The organism is Paenibacillus sp. PK3_47, assembly GCF_023520895.1.
Taxonomy (GTDB): domain Bacteria; phylum Bacillota; class Bacilli; order Paenibacillales; family Paenibacillaceae; genus Paenibacillus_AQ.
The window spans coordinates 20,179-37,220 of sequence record NZ_CP026029.1; the positions used below are offsets into that span (position 1 = coordinate 20,179).

At 49.6% G+C, this 17,042-nt stretch carries 18 protein-coding genes; all 18 read right to left on the minus strand.

Annotation, left to right across the window (positions count from 1 at the left end; translation table 11 throughout):
- Positions 1-109: 109 nt before the first annotated feature.
- Entirely contained in the window at positions 110-811 is a 702-nt protein-coding gene (rpsB, locus tag C2I18_RS00095; protein WP_249899270.1) for a 30S ribosomal protein S2, read from the minus strand.
- Positions 812-1,011: 200 nt separating this feature from the next.
- Entirely contained in the window at positions 1,012-1,659 is a 648-nt protein-coding gene (locus C2I18_RS00100; RefSeq protein ID WP_249899271.1) for an endolytic transglycosylase MltG, read from the minus strand.
- Positions 1,656-2,234, minus strand: coding sequence for a hypothetical protein (locus C2I18_RS00105; RefSeq protein ID WP_249899272.1), 579 nt, complete (start codon positions 2,232-2,234; stop codon positions 1,656-1,658). The genes C2I18_RS00100 and C2I18_RS00105 overlap by 4 nt, the downstream gene beginning before the upstream one ends.
- A 37-nt stretch (positions 2,235-2,271) precedes the next feature.
- Complete coding sequence (locus tag C2I18_RS00110; RefSeq protein WP_249899273.1) at positions 2,272-2,583, minus strand: hypothetical protein; 312 nt, start codon at positions 2,581-2,583, stop codon at positions 2,272-2,274.
- A gap of 86 nt (positions 2,584-2,669) precedes the next feature.
- A complete protein-coding gene (locus tag C2I18_RS00115; protein ID WP_249899274.1) occupies positions 2,670-4,073 on the minus strand; it encodes a flagellar assembly protein A in 1,404 nt (467 codons plus the stop codon).
- A 28-nt stretch (positions 4,074-4,101) separates the two neighbouring features.
- The gene (locus tag C2I18_RS00120; RefSeq protein WP_249899275.1) at positions 4,102-4,890 is read right to left on the minus strand and encodes a FliA/WhiG family RNA polymerase sigma factor; all 789 of its coding nucleotides are present in this window, start codon (positions 4,888-4,890) and stop codon (positions 4,102-4,104) included.
- Between the two features lie 73 nt (positions 4,891-4,963).
- Positions 4,964-5,377: a hypothetical protein gene (locus tag C2I18_RS00125; RefSeq protein WP_249899276.1), complete on the minus strand. Its 414-nt coding sequence runs from the start codon at positions 5,375-5,377 to the stop codon at positions 4,964-4,966.
- Positions 5,378-5,379: 2 nt separating this feature from the next.
- Complete coding sequence (locus tag C2I18_RS00130; RefSeq protein WP_249899277.1) at positions 5,380-5,877, minus strand: chemotaxis protein CheD; 498 nt, start codon at positions 5,875-5,877, stop codon at positions 5,380-5,382.
- Positions 5,870-6,463, minus strand: coding sequence for a chemotaxis protein CheC (locus C2I18_RS00135; RefSeq protein WP_481857963.1), 594 nt, complete (start codon positions 6,461-6,463; stop codon positions 5,870-5,872). Before C2I18_RS00135 ends, C2I18_RS00130 begins: the two co-directional genes overlap by 8 nt.
- A gap of 36 nt (positions 6,464-6,499) precedes the next feature.
- The gene (locus C2I18_RS00140; protein WP_249899279.1) at positions 6,500-6,961 is read right to left on the minus strand and encodes a chemotaxis protein CheW; all 462 of its coding nucleotides are present in this window, start codon (positions 6,959-6,961) and stop codon (positions 6,500-6,502) included.
- 26 nt (positions 6,962-6,987) lie between these two features.
- Positions 6,988-9,054: a chemotaxis protein CheA gene (locus C2I18_RS00145; RefSeq protein ID WP_249899280.1), complete on the minus strand. Its 2,067-nt coding sequence runs from the start codon at positions 9,052-9,054 to the stop codon at positions 6,988-6,990.
- A 35-nt stretch (positions 9,055-9,089) separates the two neighbouring features.
- Entirely contained in the window at positions 9,090-10,478 is a 1,389-nt protein-coding gene (locus C2I18_RS00150; RefSeq protein WP_249899281.1) for a protein-glutamate methylesterase/protein-glutamine glutaminase, read from the minus strand.
- A gap of 34 nt (positions 10,479-10,512) precedes the next feature.
- Positions 10,513-11,394 (minus strand): MinD/ParA family protein, encoded by an 882-nt coding sequence (locus tag C2I18_RS00155; RefSeq protein WP_249899282.1) that lies wholly within the window; start codon positions 11,392-11,394, stop codon positions 10,513-10,515.
- Positions 11,391-12,803 carry a flagellar biosynthesis GTPase FlhF gene (gene flhF, locus C2I18_RS00160; RefSeq protein ID WP_249899283.1) on the minus strand — a complete coding sequence of 471 codons (1,413 nt, stop codon included), beginning with the start codon at positions 12,801-12,803 and terminating at the stop codon, positions 11,391-11,393. The genes C2I18_RS00155 and flhF overlap by 4 nt, the downstream gene beginning before the upstream one ends.
- Positions 12,800-14,782, minus strand: coding sequence for a flagellar biosynthesis protein FlhA (gene flhA / locus C2I18_RS00165; protein WP_481857964.1), 1,983 nt, complete (start codon positions 14,780-14,782; stop codon positions 12,800-12,802). Before flhA ends, flhF begins: the two co-directional genes overlap by 4 nt.
- 71 nt (positions 14,783-14,853) lie before the next feature.
- Positions 14,854-15,948: a flagellar biosynthesis protein FlhB gene (flhB, locus tag C2I18_RS00170; protein ID WP_249899285.1), complete on the minus strand. Its 1,095-nt coding sequence runs from the start codon at positions 15,946-15,948 to the stop codon at positions 14,854-14,856.
- A 21-nt stretch (positions 15,949-15,969) separates the two neighbouring features.
- The gene (gene fliR, locus C2I18_RS00175) at positions 15,970-16,755 is read right to left on the minus strand and encodes a flagellar biosynthetic protein FliR (protein ID WP_249899286.1); all 786 of its coding nucleotides are present in this window, start codon (positions 16,753-16,755) and stop codon (positions 15,970-15,972) included.
- A 10-nt stretch (positions 16,756-16,765) separates the two neighbouring features.
- A complete protein-coding gene (gene fliQ, locus C2I18_RS00180) occupies positions 16,766-17,035 on the minus strand; it encodes a flagellar biosynthesis protein FliQ (protein WP_249899287.1) in 270 nt (89 codons plus the stop codon).
- Between the last annotated feature and the right edge of the window lie 7 nt (positions 17,036-17,042).

A 17,042-nucleotide genomic window follows, 5' to 3' on the forward strand; every position in this document is an offset into this window, starting at 1 on the left:
GTCATTTAAGTACTGTTCAAGCTCTTTATCCTAAAAAAAGGGCAGTGAGAGGTTATCCACCTGCCAACCACCCTTTTCATTTAAGTTCTTGTTTATGTCAGTCCGGTACTTAGGCAGTAGTTGTGTCTTCGCCTTGATGAGCTTCGACAACAGCGTCAGCCATTTTACCAGTAAGCAATTTCACGGCGCGGATCGCGTCGTCATTGCCCGGGATCACATAGTCGATTTCGTCCGGATCGCAGTTAGTATCAACGATAGCTACGATAGGAATACCCAATTTGCGAGCTTCCGCAACAGCGATGCGCTCTTTACGCGGATCGATGATGAACAGCGCGCTTGGCAGACCTTTCATGTTCTTGATACCGCCCAGGAATTTCTCAAGACGATCTTTCTCTTTGCGGAGAAGGATTACTTCTTTCTTAGGCAGAACTTGGAATGTACCGTCTTCTTCCCAAGCTTCCAGCTTCTTCAGGCGGTCAATACGCTTTTGGATAGTTTGGAAGTTAGTCAGGGTACCGCCCAACCAGCGTTGGTTAATGAAGAACATGCCGGAACGTTCAGCTTCTTCTTTAACAGAGTCTTGAGCTTGTTTCTTTGTTCCTACGAACAGGATAGTGCCGTTGTCGCCAGCGACGCTTTTTACAAAGTTGTAAGCTTCCTCTACCTTTTTAACCGTTTTTTGCAGGTCAATAATGTAAATTCCGTTTCTTTCAGTGAAGATATAACGATCCATCTTTGGGTTCCAACGACGAGTCTGGTGACCGAAGTGTACCCCAGCTTCGAGAAGCTGCTTCATGGAGATTACTGCCATCTTCACACACCTCCTAGATTTGGTTTATTGTGTGTCTCCTCCGCCATGCGTCATCTTTCTACAAGACTTTCTTCAGAAGAAAGCACCCCTTGTCGAAATCAGCAAGCGTGTGTTTTAACACCGTCAATTAATATAACATATTAGAATAATGTATGCAACGTCTGATGCTAAATTTTGCGAATATTACTTTAAAACGCTATTTATCTCACTGTGATTAATTTGTCTATTATAGAATTGTTGCTTTCGCCCTGTATGAAGGTATGATAGCCGTTCTGAATTTTGGTGTTCACTTTACGGTTGATCGCAGTCTGAAGAAATCCGGCTTTATCCTTGATCACACCGGCTTTGGCCAGCAGTTCTGCGGTTTGTGTCAGTGTGCTGCCTGCAGGAATGTTTACTGAAATCACATTATTGCCTGCAGGTTTGGGTGTAGCCGGAGCAGCCGGCGGATTAGCTTGCCCTGCCGTGCTGACAGGCTCTGCAGGCGCCGAAGGCTCCGCAGGTGCAGCTGCCGTGCTCGGCTGGACAGCCGCCTGCGGGGAGGCGGCAGCAGACGGCGATGGCGAAGCAGATGGTGCAGGAGCAGTGCTGGCAGCCGGAGTGCTCACAGCGTCTCCGTTCTGCCCTTCCGGTCCTGTTCCTTGAACCGCTGCTTCAGGATCTGCAGTTGGTTCCGCCGCCCCGGACGCTGCAGGATCAGTCACCGTCAGATTCAGCTTTGCAGCTTCTCTGACCAGTTGCTCCTTAGTCATCGGAGCGGCACCGCCGGATATCATAAGCTGCAGAAGCAGCGCCCCTGCAATCAGCCCCGTGCCCAGTCCGAACATAAAGAAACGGTTCTTGATCATACTGACTCCTCCTGCTTGGCCAGCTGCAGAATGAGCTGTACTTCGCCCCGCTGTAAACCTGCCATCTTGGCGATGGAATCCACAGACTTGCCCTCTTCATAAAGCTCGAATAAACGCGGATAGCGCAGCTTGATGGAGCTGACCGGTTTGGGTTTTGGTTCGGGAGGAGCTTCTGAAGAGGAAGCCTGTACCGCTTCTGCGCCTTCCGCGGACCGGCTTGCTTGAGCAATGCCCGCGAAGGAAGCAGTCAGCTGCAGCAGTCCTTTTTCTTCTGCAGTTAACCGGGCATCCAGCAGAGTGTTGCTCTTCTGCAGCTCAGCCAATTGCTCACGCAGGCTGTTGATTTCCTCCTGCATAACCGCCCTGTTATTCTGTGACTGCTGTTTGATGCTGCTGACCAGCTGCAGCATTTTATCATTCTCACGCTCGATGTCTGCCATGTACAGCTCAAGCGCAGCCTCTGTTTCCTTCAGGCTCTGCTTTTCAGCAGAATCCCCCTTGGCACGCGCCGGCAGTCTCAGAGCATAGACGATAGCGACAGCGCCTACGAGCACGATATATACCCATGGTTGCAAGTGCCTTGTCTCCTTTTACCTGTCAAATTAAGTGGGCTCACAGACTGAGATCAATACTGTGACCTTTGTAAGGGTGTTCTGCAATGCGGTCAGGTTCCTGCTTCTGTTGTCTGGAGCCCGACATGCCGCTCCCCTGCCGGTTTCCGCGGCGGCCGTCATTCCTGAGCGCAGCATCCGGAGATTCATCAATTTCCGGACTGCGCTGAGTCATCTCCGTGCTTTGTTTTATATTTTGTCCAGCCAGCTGCTGCTGGTCCAGTGACGGACGCTGCTGCAGCTCATTCTGAATTTTGCCCGCGTCGGTAGTCCGGGGCAAAGCGATTTGCAGTTCAACCGGTCTTAGAGTCATGTAAGGACCTCTTCTCTGATAGAATGTCACCGTCCCGCTCTTTCAGAACATTAAGCAATGACGGGCCGCTCCCGCTGCCCGCCTGGTCAAATGTATGGCGCTATCGTAATATCGCCTTCATTATAAATAAACACGACCCGTTCGGTAGGGTCCTTGACAAAGCGGGTGTATCTGCCGATCACAATTTTGGAACCGCCGTAAATGGTTTTTACCACTTCAACCTTGGCTCTGCCGGTATCCTCAAGCATCCTTTCAATCTCAAGGATACGTTCTCTGATCCGTCTCTCATCACGTAGATGGGACTGTTTTGTAGCATTCAGCTTTACGCGGAGGGCCACTTTGTCAGGAGACAGCTGACCGTTATTGGCCAGCTGATTCAGCAGATAGAGCGCTTTATCAGTCTTATCCTCATTTTCCTTAAGCTGGCGAAGTTCCTGACGCAGCTCATTGATCTCATTTCTGAGTTCCGGGACAACGCCGACTTCAATTGCTGTCGCAGTCGACATGGTGTTGCCGATTGTCCGGGCCACCACCCGTTCTCCGGCCTGCACAATACCACCGACGATCAGACCCTTTGTACCGTTGCAGAGCACATCATGTCCGGCACGGATATTGGAATGCATGATGCTTTGGGATACAATGACATCCTCTCCTGCAACAACGTTTCCGTCTTGAATGAAGGACACCTTCACATTTTGTCCCGCACTGACCAGGCCTTTGTTATAGCCGATGATTCCTCCGGTGATCTCTATGGAGCCGCCGGCTAGCAGCTCGGCCCCTTCCACTCCTCCTACCACACGGATGTCGCCGGCGGATTTAACGGTAAAGCCTGTCAGAACATTGCCGCGGATAACCACCGTACCTACAAAATCAATATTCCCTGTGCTGTAATCAACATCGCCGTTGACCTCGTATACAGGGAACACATTGACCTTGCCTTTGTCAGTAAGCGTCACCAGTCCGTCAATCGCTGCATACATCGCCGTTTCGTCCTGGTCAACCAGCACGTTTTTGCCGATCTTGAACCGCGCTTCTTTGCCCGGCTTATACGGAAGCTCCTCGCCTGTGACTGTCCGGCCGTTTTGTCCTGACTGCGGGGGAACCTTTCTGGCGATCAGCTGGCCTCTCATCACGTTATGCAGCCTCACCAATTCCTTGTAATCCACTTTACCGTCAGCCTTCTCCAGCGGTTTGCGGTCTTCCTCGAGATCAACGGCAAGAATGATCCTTCCGTCGACCCCGTCCACTGGGGAATCTCCTATTGCAATAGGCACCCTGCTAAAAAAGTACTCTTCCGGGTTGGTACTGATACGACGAACAATATCGTGCTGGATGCCGTACCTGATATCTTGACTGTAAAGGAAGCTTTCGAGCTCTTCTACAGAACAGGAGAAGCTCTCGTCCCTCTTCGAAAACTGGAAGTAAGCAATCCCCTTATCTTCCGATAAAGTAATACTTACGTACTGATTCAAAGCATAATGACCGATCAATTGTGCTCCCCTTGTCACCGTCACCCGGTTAATCGTTCTGCATGAGAAGGTCGCGGTTTTTCTCGAGCGTTCCTCTCAGCCGCAATATAGCCTTTGAATGAAGCTGCGAAATCCGCGAAGGAGATAGTGACATGACTTCGGCAATTTCGCTAAGAGATAAATCTTCATAATATAAAAGGGACACTACGGTCCGTTCTTTCACCGTTAATTTCTCAATGCCTTTGGTGAGCGTATCGCGCAAATAAAACTCATTGACCTTACGGTCCGGGTTTTTGGCTTTGTCATCCACCAGAATGGATAAGCGCGTCTCCGATTCTTCCTCCCGGATAGGGTCTTCCAGCGAACAGAGTGACATCACCGCCACATCCTGCAGCATGTTCTGAAACTCAGCCTCCGTAACATTCAGATGCCGGCTCATTTCCTCATCACTTACTGATCTTAAATACTTCTGCTCCAGCTGCTGGTACGCATCTTCGATCTTTTTTGCTTTTTCACGAACGGATCTTGGTACCCAGTCACTTTGGCGCAGGGAGTCAAGAATGGCTCCGCGGACCCGCCAGGAAGCATAGGTCTGGAACTGCAATCCCCGTTTGTAATCAAATTTTTCGATGGCATCAATCAATCCCATAACACCATTGCTGGCCAAGTCATCTTTGGATACATTTTTGGGTAGTCCTACTGCCAAACGGCTCGATACATAATCTACAATATGGAGATAACTCTCAATCAGCTTTTTTTTGGCATCGGGGTCACCATGCTCTTTCCATTGTTCCCAAAGCTTGTCTGTTTCGGATTGAGTAGCTTTCTGCTCGTTCAACGGCTTTCACCCTTCCCAAAGTTTAGTCAGCGGGCAATATGCAGGCAGGATGCCAGTCCCACCTATGCTCTCGCTATTCTTCTTTCAGGTGACGAACGGCCTTGGCCAATTCTTCAGGATCTTTCATGGAGACCAGCTTGGGCGGCGTAAGCGGTGTAAAGTCTTCGTTCTTCCCGCTTTCTTCCGCCGGCTTAGGCTTCAACAGATTTATTAATTCTTCATCTTCATCAGGGGTACGGATATCGACATTGGAACCCAGCTCTTCATTGCTCTCTGTATAAGCACCGGCTGCTTCCGGCACCTCTGACTGCTTAATAATAAAACCCAATACCCATATCAGGAGAAAAGCAAGCACAAACCAGATGAAAAATCCCAAAACGCCCCTGATGAGGCTGGTGCCGAGCAGATTGTGCCCGTAATTCGTAAAAAAGGTGAACATAAAACCAATCGCTCCGAAAATGAGGCTGATCTGTATCCCCCTTCTCATCGCTATATTTCCTTGATGCCTTTTTGCACACTGCGGATGAAAAGCACTCCGGTGCTGCAGGCAATTTCAATGGTGCGGCCATAGTTCCCGCCGGTATCTTCGGCAATCAAAGGAATACTGAGCGCCTCCAGCGCATATTTGCAGGATTCCACGTTTCGAGGCCCGATCCTCATAGTGTCATTCCCCCCGGCAAAAGCAAACATTTGTGAACCTCCGGCCATTTTGGCAACAATTCTGCTGCGTACGGCTCCGAGTGCAAGCAAACGCGAGAGAAGCTCTGGTACTGCAGTATCGGCAAATTTGGCAATGTTGAGCTGTCCTTCCCGGGCGATTTCCGATGAAGGAAGCATTACATGCGCCATCCCTGCAAGCTTCTTGACAGGATCAAATAACGTAAGCCCTACGCAGGAGCCAAGTCCGGTTGTCCGGATAATGCTGTCCTGGCTTCCTACATTCAGATCTGCCATTCCCACTTTAATAATCGTTTGTTCTTCAATCATTGTCGAACGGTACTCCTAATGCCTTGAAAATTTTCGGGAATGATTCCGGATCGGGAATCAGGAAAAACTGTCCTTCAATTTCATTGTTGCCTTCAAGGAATGTCGTGTCAATCAGCAGAGCGTCATCCCCCATTTGGCCAAACTGCAGCAGTCCGTAACCTAGTATTGCCCCGGCCATATCCATGGCAAGCGCAGGTACCGTTGGATACATGGAAAGTGAAGTGAAATCGGCAAGAGATGAGAGATAGGAACCGGCAAGAATATTGCCGATTTCGCTGAGAGCAGACAGTTCCATCTCACCAAGCTCACCCTCACCCGTAATTTCAATACCTGCAATCCGGTTAAGCAGGTTCATGGCAGCTTCCGGAGCCAGTATGAAAAAGAGGTTGCCGGGAGCTTCGCCTTCAACACGCAGAAACACCGCGTATACCAGTTCTTCAGCGCCCCCGACCTTTTCGGTAATTTCTTCAAAGCTTAGAAGCTGAACCTTGGGAACCGCCATGTCGATCGGCTTGTCCAGGAGCTGTGATAACGCGGTGGCGGCATTACCGGCTCCAATATTTCCGACTTCCTTAAGAACATCCATCTTGAAATCTTTGAAATTCTTAAATAGTTCCACAGGTTATCCCTCTAGGCTTTCAAGCTGCACAATTTCGCTCTTGTTCAGGACCTCGGACAAATTAAGCATAATCAGCAGGCGATCCTCACCGATTTTGGCCACCCCGTCGAGATACTTTGCCTTAATTCCGCCAACCACTTCAGGTGGAGTATCAATGGATTCCCGGTTCAAATCGATAACATCGTTAGCGGAGTCCACTATGAATCCTACTTCCATCTCGTTAACATTTACAATGATAACACGGGTCTGGTCCGTATGCTCAGCTTCAGCAATTCCAAACCGGCCGCGCAGATCGATCACCGGAATCACGACACCGCGCAAATTGATAACACCCTTGATAAAAGAGTATGTCTTCGGCACCCGTGTAATTGGCATCATGCGCTCAATCGTCTGGACTTTATCCACTTCAATCCCGTATTCTTCGTCACTGAGCTTGAACACTATCACTTTGATATCTTCAGCCATGATATGAACCTCCCTGTATAACCTTATTATTTAATAAAAGCATTCGGATCTATAATTAGCGCAACCTGCCCGTCGCCAAGAATAGTCGCACCTGAAATCCCCTGAACCTCAGGCAGGTACTTGCCAAGATTCTTGATTACGATTTCGTTCTGGCCGATAAAATCCTGCACAGCAAGCGCAACGAGACGCTCTCCTTTGCGGACGACCACAATTTCTGTTTCTTCTTCTGTACGCTCATCAAAATCCGGGACAGAGAAGAACTTGCTGAGTGACAGCAGCGGTATGTGGGTGTTGCGGAACTCAATCATCTTGCTGCCGTGAATTTTACGGATCTGGTTCTGCTTGATAATTCCGGTCTCTACTATAGAAGAAAGCGGAATAGCATATTTCTCAGAGCCGAGGCGGATCAGCATGGCGGCAATAATAGACAATGTGAGCGGAAGCTGCACCGAGAAGTTAGTGCCTTTGCCAGGTTTGGAATAGACAACCACATTCCCGCCCAATGAAGTGATCTTGGCTTTAACAACATCGAGCCCCACTCCGCGTCCGGACACATCTGAGATAACCTCAGCGGTGCTGAACCCTGGTGCAAACAACAGCTGGATGGCTTCATCATCGGAGTATCCGGCAGCCTGTTCCTGGGTGAGAATCCCCTTTTTGATAGCGGATTGCAGAATCTTCTGCGGCTGAATTCCGGCACCGTCATCCTCTATTTCAATAAACACGTGATTTCCGCTGTGGAAGGCCCGCAGATTTACTGTACCGGTATCAGACTTGCCTGACGCCAGACGGTCCTGGATGGATTCAACGCCATGGTCGACTGCGTTGCGCAGCAAGTGAACCAGCGGATCCCCGATCTCATCAATGACTGTACGGTCCAGTTCAGTCTCGGCACCCGTGATGACCAGATCAATCTTTTTGTCCAGAGATTTGGCCAGATCGCGGACCATGCGCGGAAAACGGTTAAATACAGTATCGACCGGAACCATCCGCAGCTTCATAACAATATTCTGCAGGTCGCTGCTGACGCGTCCCATATGTTCTACAGTTTCTGTAAGATCGCTGTTCTGCACTTCCGAAGCTAGCTGCTCCAGCCGTACACGGTCAATCAGCAGCTCACTGAACAGGTTCATCAGCACATCCAGCCGCTCGATATCCACACGGATCGTACGGGAAGGCGCGCCTCCGGTTCTGGCCGGTGCTGCTTTGGAAGCTTCTTCTTTAACCGGAGCTGAAGCAGGTACTGCTGCTGGTGCTGGTGCTGCTGAAGGTTCGGCCACTTGAACAGGTGCCTCAGCCGCAGCCGCCGTCATCCCCTGCCCCATCTGGGTCAATGTTTCCTGATCGAGGGCCACAGCTGTAACCTTCTCAATCTCCGACAGGTTCATGACCATCGACTGAATATCGCTTGCTTCCTTTTGGGTTATGTAATACAGAGAAAAACCATGATCGAATTTTTCCTGCTCTATATCCTGAACCGAAGGGAAGGATGTGACTACTTCTCCCGAACGTTCCAGGAGATCAAATACCATATATGCCCGCACAGCCTTTAGCTGGCAGTCTTTACGGATCGCTACATCAATGTACAGCACTTGATGGCCTTCCTGGATAGACTGTGAGAGAACCGAAAGCTGGAACTCATCCAGAAACGCAGCTGCTTCTGCAGTTGTCTGGGGTTCGGCAGCTGCAGAAGAACCAGCCGCTGAAGGCACCTCGCCGCGGACAATTGCCTGCAGAGAAGCCACAATAGCTGATACATCAGCCTTGCCCTCTCCCCCGCCTGTAATATCCTGGACCATGGACTCAAGAGCATCCAGGCTTTTAAACAAGGTATCGAAAATGAAATCCTGCATCTTCAGCTTGTTGTTACGCACCAGATCGAGAACATTCTCCATCTGATGGGTAAGGGACGCCAAATCCTCGAAGCCCATTGTGGCCGCCATGCCTTTTAAAGTGTGCGCTGAGCGGAAGATAACCTGAACAATACTCAGATCTTCAGGATTTGCCTCCAGCCCCATCATATTTTCATTCAATGACTGCAGATGATCATTTGACTCATCAATAAACATGGATAAATATTGATTCATGTCCATAAGCGGGCACCTCCCCTTCAAGTTCAATATTCCAGTTATTTTACGGCTTGCACCAGTCTTGGAGCAATTTCCGTGAGCGGCAGGATATGCCGGACACATTTCAGTTCCACCGCGGAACGCGGCATTCCGTATACGACGCAGGTTTCTTCACTCTCGGCAAAAGTTGACGTTACTCCCGAATCATACAAAGCTTTCATCATTCTTGCGCCGTCACTGCCCATGCCAGTCATGATTACCGCATGCCGCTCCAGCTCAGTAAGCGGCAGCAGCGATTCGAACAGGGTATCCACGGAAGGACGATGTCCGTTGCGGGCTTCTTCATTGGACAGCTCAATCGCATACTGCCCTCCGGCCGCCTGCACCACCTTGACATGATGACCACCCGGAGCGATATAAGCTGCTCCCTGACGCAGAATCATGCCATGCTCGGCTTCGGCAACCTCAAGCGCACTGAAGGTGTTAAGCCGCTGGGCAAGCGATTTGGTAAAATTGGGCGGCATATGCTGTACAATAACAATTGGCGCCGGGAAATCAGCCGGTATATTTTCCAGGAATGCTTTGAGTGCCCTGGGCCCGCCAGTAGAACAGCCTAACGCCACAAGCTTACGGAGTCCCTTGGCTGCAGTACTGCGGTTCGTGGCAGGCGCAGGAGGTTCTATAAATGATCCTGCCAAAGCCCCAGTCACCGGTTTGTTATCCGGATCAGCCGGGCGGGCTTCATTCAGCGAACGGCTTTTCAATCTCTGGGAAGCTGGCTTCAGTAAACCAGAAGCTGGCTTATTTGAGCTTTTGGAACTTTTCAGGTCCACAGACTGTTTAGCAGTTGTCTTGGCGGCAGCCCCTTTGTGGGCAATATCCTTGGACAGCTGTGTAAGCTTGTCCGCTGCCTTGTTTATGCGTAAATCAGGCTCCTTATTTGTGTTTGCTGCTTTGGGTAACCTGGTATCGGCTGCAGGTGCCGGAAGAGGTGCCGGCGGCATCTCCGGGGGGGTGTAGGCATTAGCTCTCGCTTCACGCTGCTGGCGTGCCAGCATAGCTTCCTTCATCTGTTCCCGGAGTGATTCGCCTACAGCAATAATATCCTGCGAGCTTGAAATCGACGGTTTGCGGATAAAATCGAAAGCTCCCGATTCCAGCGCCATAATCGTTTCCTTCATACCCTCTTCATTAATACCGGACAGCATAATGACCGGGAGCGGACGCTGGCCCATAATCACTTTCAGGGCCTCCAGGCCGTTCATTTCCGGCATCTCCACGTCCATGGTCACCAGATCAGGAGACAGCTGCTTCACCTTTTCAACAGCTTCCCGTCCGTTTGCAGCCGTAGCCGTAACCTGAAATTCAGGATCGTTTTCAATTAAATCGGAAATGATTTTTCGCATAAATGCAGAATCATCCACAACCAAAACTTTATATGGTCCCATATCATTTCCACCTCTGCCCTCTAATTCAGAACAATTACTGTTTCCGCTTCAACCACTTGCTGATAAATCCCTTGATGCCCTGTACCCTGGTTGTTTCCGCCGAATCAACGGCCAGATAGCTAAGCGCCAGCCGGTGCACGTCTTTGGCTGCTGCACTGTTCGGAAAAGCCACTGAGAATGGAACCTGTTTCTTTACTGCCTGAACTACATGAGCGTCACTGCTTATATGTCCCAGAAAAGAAATGTCCAGCTGCAAAAACCGGCTGGCTGCCATACGGATTTTGTCACTGGTAGCCCTGGCCTCCTTCTCATCCCCCGCCTGGTTCACGATGAGTTTAAAAGAAACATCGGGATGAGAGTTATTGACTACCTTAATCAGTGCGTAAGCATCCGTTATGGCGGTAGGCTCAGGTGTTGTTACTACCAGGCAGTCATCTGCAGACGTTATAAATTTCATCGTCTCTTTGGAAAGCCCTGCACCTGTATCGAAAAGGATAAAGTCCATGGTGTCGGCGATTTGTGCAATCTGTGCCGTAAAGTAGTTCAAATCCGATTCAGATAAGGAAAATAATTCGTCCATTCCTGAGCCCCCTGCAATAAAAGGAAGGTCGCCCGGTCCTGTCTGAATAATTTTGCTGATATCGGCCTCTCTTTTCAGTAAATGATACAGATTGTACTTAGCTGACACACCCATAAGCACATCTATATTCGCCATTCCGATATCAGCATCGAATAAAAGCACCTTTTTGCCCATCGCCTTCAGCGCCAGAGCAAAGTTAAGCGTAAAATTCGATTTGCCGACACCGCCTTTTCCGCTGCATACGGTAATGATTCTGGCAGACGCACCGGATTCGGATATCTTCTTATTATCCTTCCCGGAGACAAGCTGTCTCAGGGATTGAGCCTGATCCATCATGCGCCTCCTGTTCCCAGCAGCATTCCGGTTAACTGCTCTTTACTGGCCATGAGCAGATCATCAGGCACATTCTGTCCGTTCGCCAGATAGGAGAGCTGCAAAGGAAAGTCATTCAGAACATTAAAGAGCGGGCCGCAGCTTCCCGTTTCGTCCAGCTTTGTAAAAATGACTTTGTCCAGCTGATACCGTCCGAAATGCTCGGCAATCGTCTTCATGTCTCTGCTCTTTGATGTCATGCTCAGTACCAGGAAGGTCTCGCTCTTCAGCTCCTTGGCAAGCAGGCTCTGTAGTTCGGCTACAAGCATCTCGTTGCGGTAATTGCGGCCTGCTGTATCCATGAGGACCAGATCACAGCTCTCCAGGCGGAACATGGCTCTTTGCAGATCTCCGGGAGACTGCACTACCTCTAATGGAATGTTCAGGATTGCCGCATAAGTGCGCAGCTGCTCTACCGCCGATATTCTGTACGTATCCGAAGTGATCAACCCGACTTTCCGGCCCTGCTTGAACAGCTGTTCTGCAGCAAGCTTGGCAATGGTTGTCGTCTTGCCGACTCCTGTAGGTCCGGCGATATACACGATCCGTGTATCGGCGGCGATACCTCCGGCTATTCTTCCGGTCAGAAAGTCATTTACCTGTTCCAGCAGCCTGTCACCAAATTGTTCCTCGCTCCACGTACGGCCTTCGTCATTCCAGCGGTCAAACACATTGTTGATCCATTCATCGACAAGTACCGCGTCCGTCTCCTGCTCAATTAACCGCGTTTTGAGCTGTTCCAGCCTGTCAGGCAATTCAGCACCGCTTGTCGAATACCGGGCGATGCGCTCCATCCAGTGCTTCATATCCCTGATCTCGCGGAGCACATCGCTTTCCAGAGCCGAGGAAACTGCAGGACTGAGTTCAGCCCCGAGACTCTCGTGAAGAGCAGTCAAGGAAGCGCTCTTCTCCTTAACAGACGCAGCAGGAGCAGCATCCGGTTCATGGCTTATAGTACCGGTATCTTCCTTCACTTCTTCAGGTGCTGACAGAACGGCAACAGTGCTCCGGTTCTCTGCGGCGCCGTTAGCTTCAGCTATAGCTGCTGCTACTTCAGCGTAAGTCCGGTTATCCGTCTGCTCTTTGGCACCCTGGACCGGAGGAGACGATGCTGTCACCGCCTTTTGATAGGCCTGCGGAACTGCACTGCGCGGTACACTTAGCGGCTGAGCCGGAGGTGCTGCAGGAGCAGCCGGCTTCCGGACTTCCTCAACCGCAGCAACCACTTCTATTTTCTTTTTTTTGAACATGCCCATAAATCCGCCGACCTTGACTTCCTTGGTGCTCAGAATAACAGCATCGCTACCAAGCTCGTTGCGAATGGAATGCATGGCGTCAGGCATCGTATCGACCACATAACGCTTCACTCTCATAAGTTCACCACTCCAACGCTTTGAATTTCAATATTTGGCTCCAGCTCACTGTAAGACAGCACCGGAATATCCTGCATCGTGCGCTCTATGACCTGCCGCAGGTACATGCGGATCGTCGGAGAAGTCAGCACAATCGGCTGCTGGCCCGACTGCAGTAAGCGGTTGATCTGCTCGGTAAGCCGCTGATACACCGTTTGCGTGGATACCGGATCCAGCGCCAGATAGCTGCCCTGCTCCGTTTGCTGCACACTTTCGGATATTTTTTTCTCCAGATTAGGACCTACTGTTATCACGCGCAATGTTTCACCAGTCTGGGAATATTGCTGGGTAATCTGTCTGGATAACGACTGGCGTACATACTCGGTCAGAATGTCCGGGTCTTTGGTATAAGTGCCGTAATCAGCCAGAGTCTCAAAGATGGTCACCAGATCGCGTACAGAAATTTTTTCCCGCAGCAGCTTGGCAAGCACCTTCTGGATATCACCTACCGCAAGGACTGACGGGATAAGTTCATCCACAAGCACCGGATAGTTCTCGCGGAGATTGTCGACCAGCTGTTTCGTCTCCTGACGTCCAAGCAGCTCGTGCCCGTAACGCTTAATCAGCTCTGTCAAATGTGTTGCCACGACAGAAGGCGGATCAACCACGGTATAACCCGACAGCTCTGCCCGTTCCTTGACCGATTCATCGATCCAGAGTGCAGGCAACCCGAAAGAGGGTTCAACCGTTTCAATACCATGAATCGACTCGTCATCATACCCGGGACTCATGGCAAGATAGTGATTAAGTAATAATTCACCACCGCCGACGACATTTCCTTTTATTTTTATGATATATTCATTCGGTTTTAGTTGAATATTGTCGCGAATGCGAATTACCGGTACGACAAGTCCCATTTCAAGTGCACATTGCCGTCTGATCATAATAATCCGGTCAAGCAAATCGCCTCCTTGTCCTGTATCGGCCAGAGGGATAAGCCCGTATCCGAATTCAAATTCGATAGGATCTACAGTCAGCAGATTAATGACGCTCTCCGGACTGCGCACTTCTTCGATCTGCTTCTCCTCAACAAGCTGTTCTTCGGCAATCTGCTGGCGGTTCGCTTTTTGACTCATTGAATACGCGGCATATCCCAGCAAAAGAGCCAGCGGAAGCGTCGACATTACTGTAATCGGTGTAAAGAAGCCCAGAAAAGCAATCGTTACAGCGACGATATAGAGAAGCTTCGGATACGACATCAGCTGTGCTGTCAAATCCTCTGCCAGATTCCCTTCAGATGCAGCCCGGGTAACGATCAGACCTGCAGCCGTTGAAATCAGCAGCGCAGGGATTTGGCTGACGAGTCCGTCACCAATGGTCATGACGGAATAAGTCGACAGGGCCTCTGCAAACTCCATGTCATGAACCATGATTCCGATTATAAAACCGCCGATCAGGTTGATAAAGAGGATAATGATACTGGCAATTGCATCCCCTTTGACGAATTTACTGGCACCGTCCATTGCCCCGAAGAAGTCGGCTTCACGTTCAACATTGCGCCGGCGTTCCCGAGCCTGCTGCTCATTGATCATCCCTGCATTCAGGTCAGCATCGATACTCATCTGTTTACCGGGCATTGCATCCAGAGTAAATCTGGCGCCTACCTCGGCAACACGCTCCGAGCCTTTGGTAATAACGATAAACTGCACAACGACCAGGATCAGAAAGACAATGAATCCGATCGCAATTTGTCCCCCGGCAATCCAGCTGCCGAACGTCGCCACAACCTCACCCGCATGACCGTCTTTTAGGATCAGTTTGGTAGTTGAGATATTCAGTGCTAGGCGGAACAGTGTTGTGATCAATAACAAGGAAGGAAATATCGAAAACTGCAGCGGATCTTTGGTGTTCATTGCAACCAATACAATTGTAAGTGCTATTGAAATATTAACAATAAGCAGTAAATCCAGAAGCCATGCCGGGATGGGCAGAATCATCATAAGCACAATGCCTATAACACCCAAAAGAACCGTTAGATCTCTAGCTTTCAATGCCCTTAACCTCCCCCGGCTTATTTCCTTTTGCCTTTAAGCTTGTATACATAGGCCAGCACTTCGGCAACTGCCTGGAACAGATCACCCGGAACAACGTCTCCGATTTCTGCCCTTTGAAATAACGCCCGTGCCAGCGGCTTATTCTCAATAGTTACAACTCCATGCTCCTTGGCCATCTCCCTTATGCGCAGTGCAACATAATCCTGGCCTTTAGCGACAATTTGCGGAGCCTCCATTTGGGAACCGTCATATTTCAATGCAACTGCAAAGTGGGTAGGGTTCGTGATGACAACATCCGCCTTCGGCACATCCTGCATCATCCGCTGCATCGCCATCCTGCGCTGCCTTTCCCTGATCTTCCCTTTAATAATCGGGTCGCCTTCCATCTTCTTGTACTCATCCTTGATGTCCTGCTTGGACATCTTCAGGCTTTTCTCGTGCTCGTATTTCTGATACATATAATCAAGAATAGCCATAATGAACAGGGCAACCCCCATCTTAATGCCAAGACTCATGGTCATATCTGCAGCAAAACGGTAAACCCCTTCTGCGTTAACATGGGATAAGGATGCAAAGCTGTTCTTCTCACCCCAAAGCGTGGAATATACAAGATAAGCTATAATCAGCAGCTTGAGGATCGATTTAAGAAATTCTACAAACGAACGCATGGAGAAAATATTTTTAAACCCTTTAATCGGGTTCATCTTGCTGAACTTTGGAGTAACACCTTCGCCATTAAGCATAAACCCTACCTGAGCATAATTAACAACAAGTGCAAGTATGAAGGTAATGGCCAGCATCGGGGCAAGCAGAATCAGAATTTGCAGGCCGTATTCATTGAACATTTTGGCCACATTCTCGGGAGTAACCTCCATGCTCATCCGGTTCTGAAAAACATCCATGTACAGCGCCATAAAGCGGTCCTTCATAAAACTTCCGAACACGGATAAACTGATCAGTGCGGCCAATAATACAACAGCACCGGACATCTCCGCACTTTTGGCCACCTGACCCTTTTTGCGGGCATCCTGCCGCTTCTTCGGGGTGGCTTTTTCCGTCTTATCGCCGCCGAAGTACTGGAGATCCAGTTTATAACGTCTTGTCTCAGGCATAACACTTCTCCTTACAGTCACCTATGGACTCTTCCCCATAAGGCCAAGCAGATTCTGCATGGACTCAAACATGATGTCGAAGAGGTTCTGAAACAGTACAGCCACACTCGGCATCAGGATTAGCAACAGCGCAAGACCTACTATAATTTTGAGTGGAACTCCGATGACAAACACATTATATTGCGGGGCGGTCCGTGCTAGAAAGGCCAGACCCACATCTGTCAGAAACAGCGCAGTGACTAAGGGAGCCGACATTTGAAAAGCCAGCATAAAAGACTGCCCGAAGCTGCGTACGAGAAACTCAGACAAACTCCCGTCCAGCATTCTGAGAAATAAATCATTATTGATAGGCACCCAATCGTAGCTGTACACAATGGCGTTCAATAAATAATGATGGCCATTCATGATGATGAACAGGGTGAGTGCAATCATGTACTTGAAGTTACCGATAAGCGGAGCTGAGGAACCGGTCATCGGATCAATGACGTTGGCAATGGCTAAACCGATTTGAATATCAATTAAAGAGCCCGCGGTCTGAATGGCCATAAACATCAAATAACTGATAAAACCGAGCAGCAGTCCGATCAATACTTCTCTTATAATTAACAAAATGTAGGTTAGATCCTGCGGAACGTTAATCCCTGTCCCTCCAGAGCTAAAAACTACCATTGCTACAAAAAAAGATAAGCCGATTTTGAATTGCGCCGGAACGCTCTGAGAGGAAAAGACAGGAACAACAACAAAAAACGCTGATATTCGACAAAAAATCAACAGAAAGACGGGAAAACTTTGCAGCATGGTCTCCATATTCATCAGCTTAACCGATATACATGTAGAGACTGCCCAAAATTTGACTGGTGAAATCTACGAGCTTCGTAATGATCCAAGGCCCGAACAGAAGCAAAGCCAACAATACGGCTACGATTTTTGGAACAAACGCCAGGGTCTGCTCCTGAATCTGCGTGGTAGCCTGGAATATACTGACTATCAGTCCGACCACGAGGCCAAGAATCAGCATGGGAGCGCTCGTTTCAAGTACCAAATACACGGCTTGGCCTGCCAGGCCGACAATAAAATCCGCATTCATCCCTACT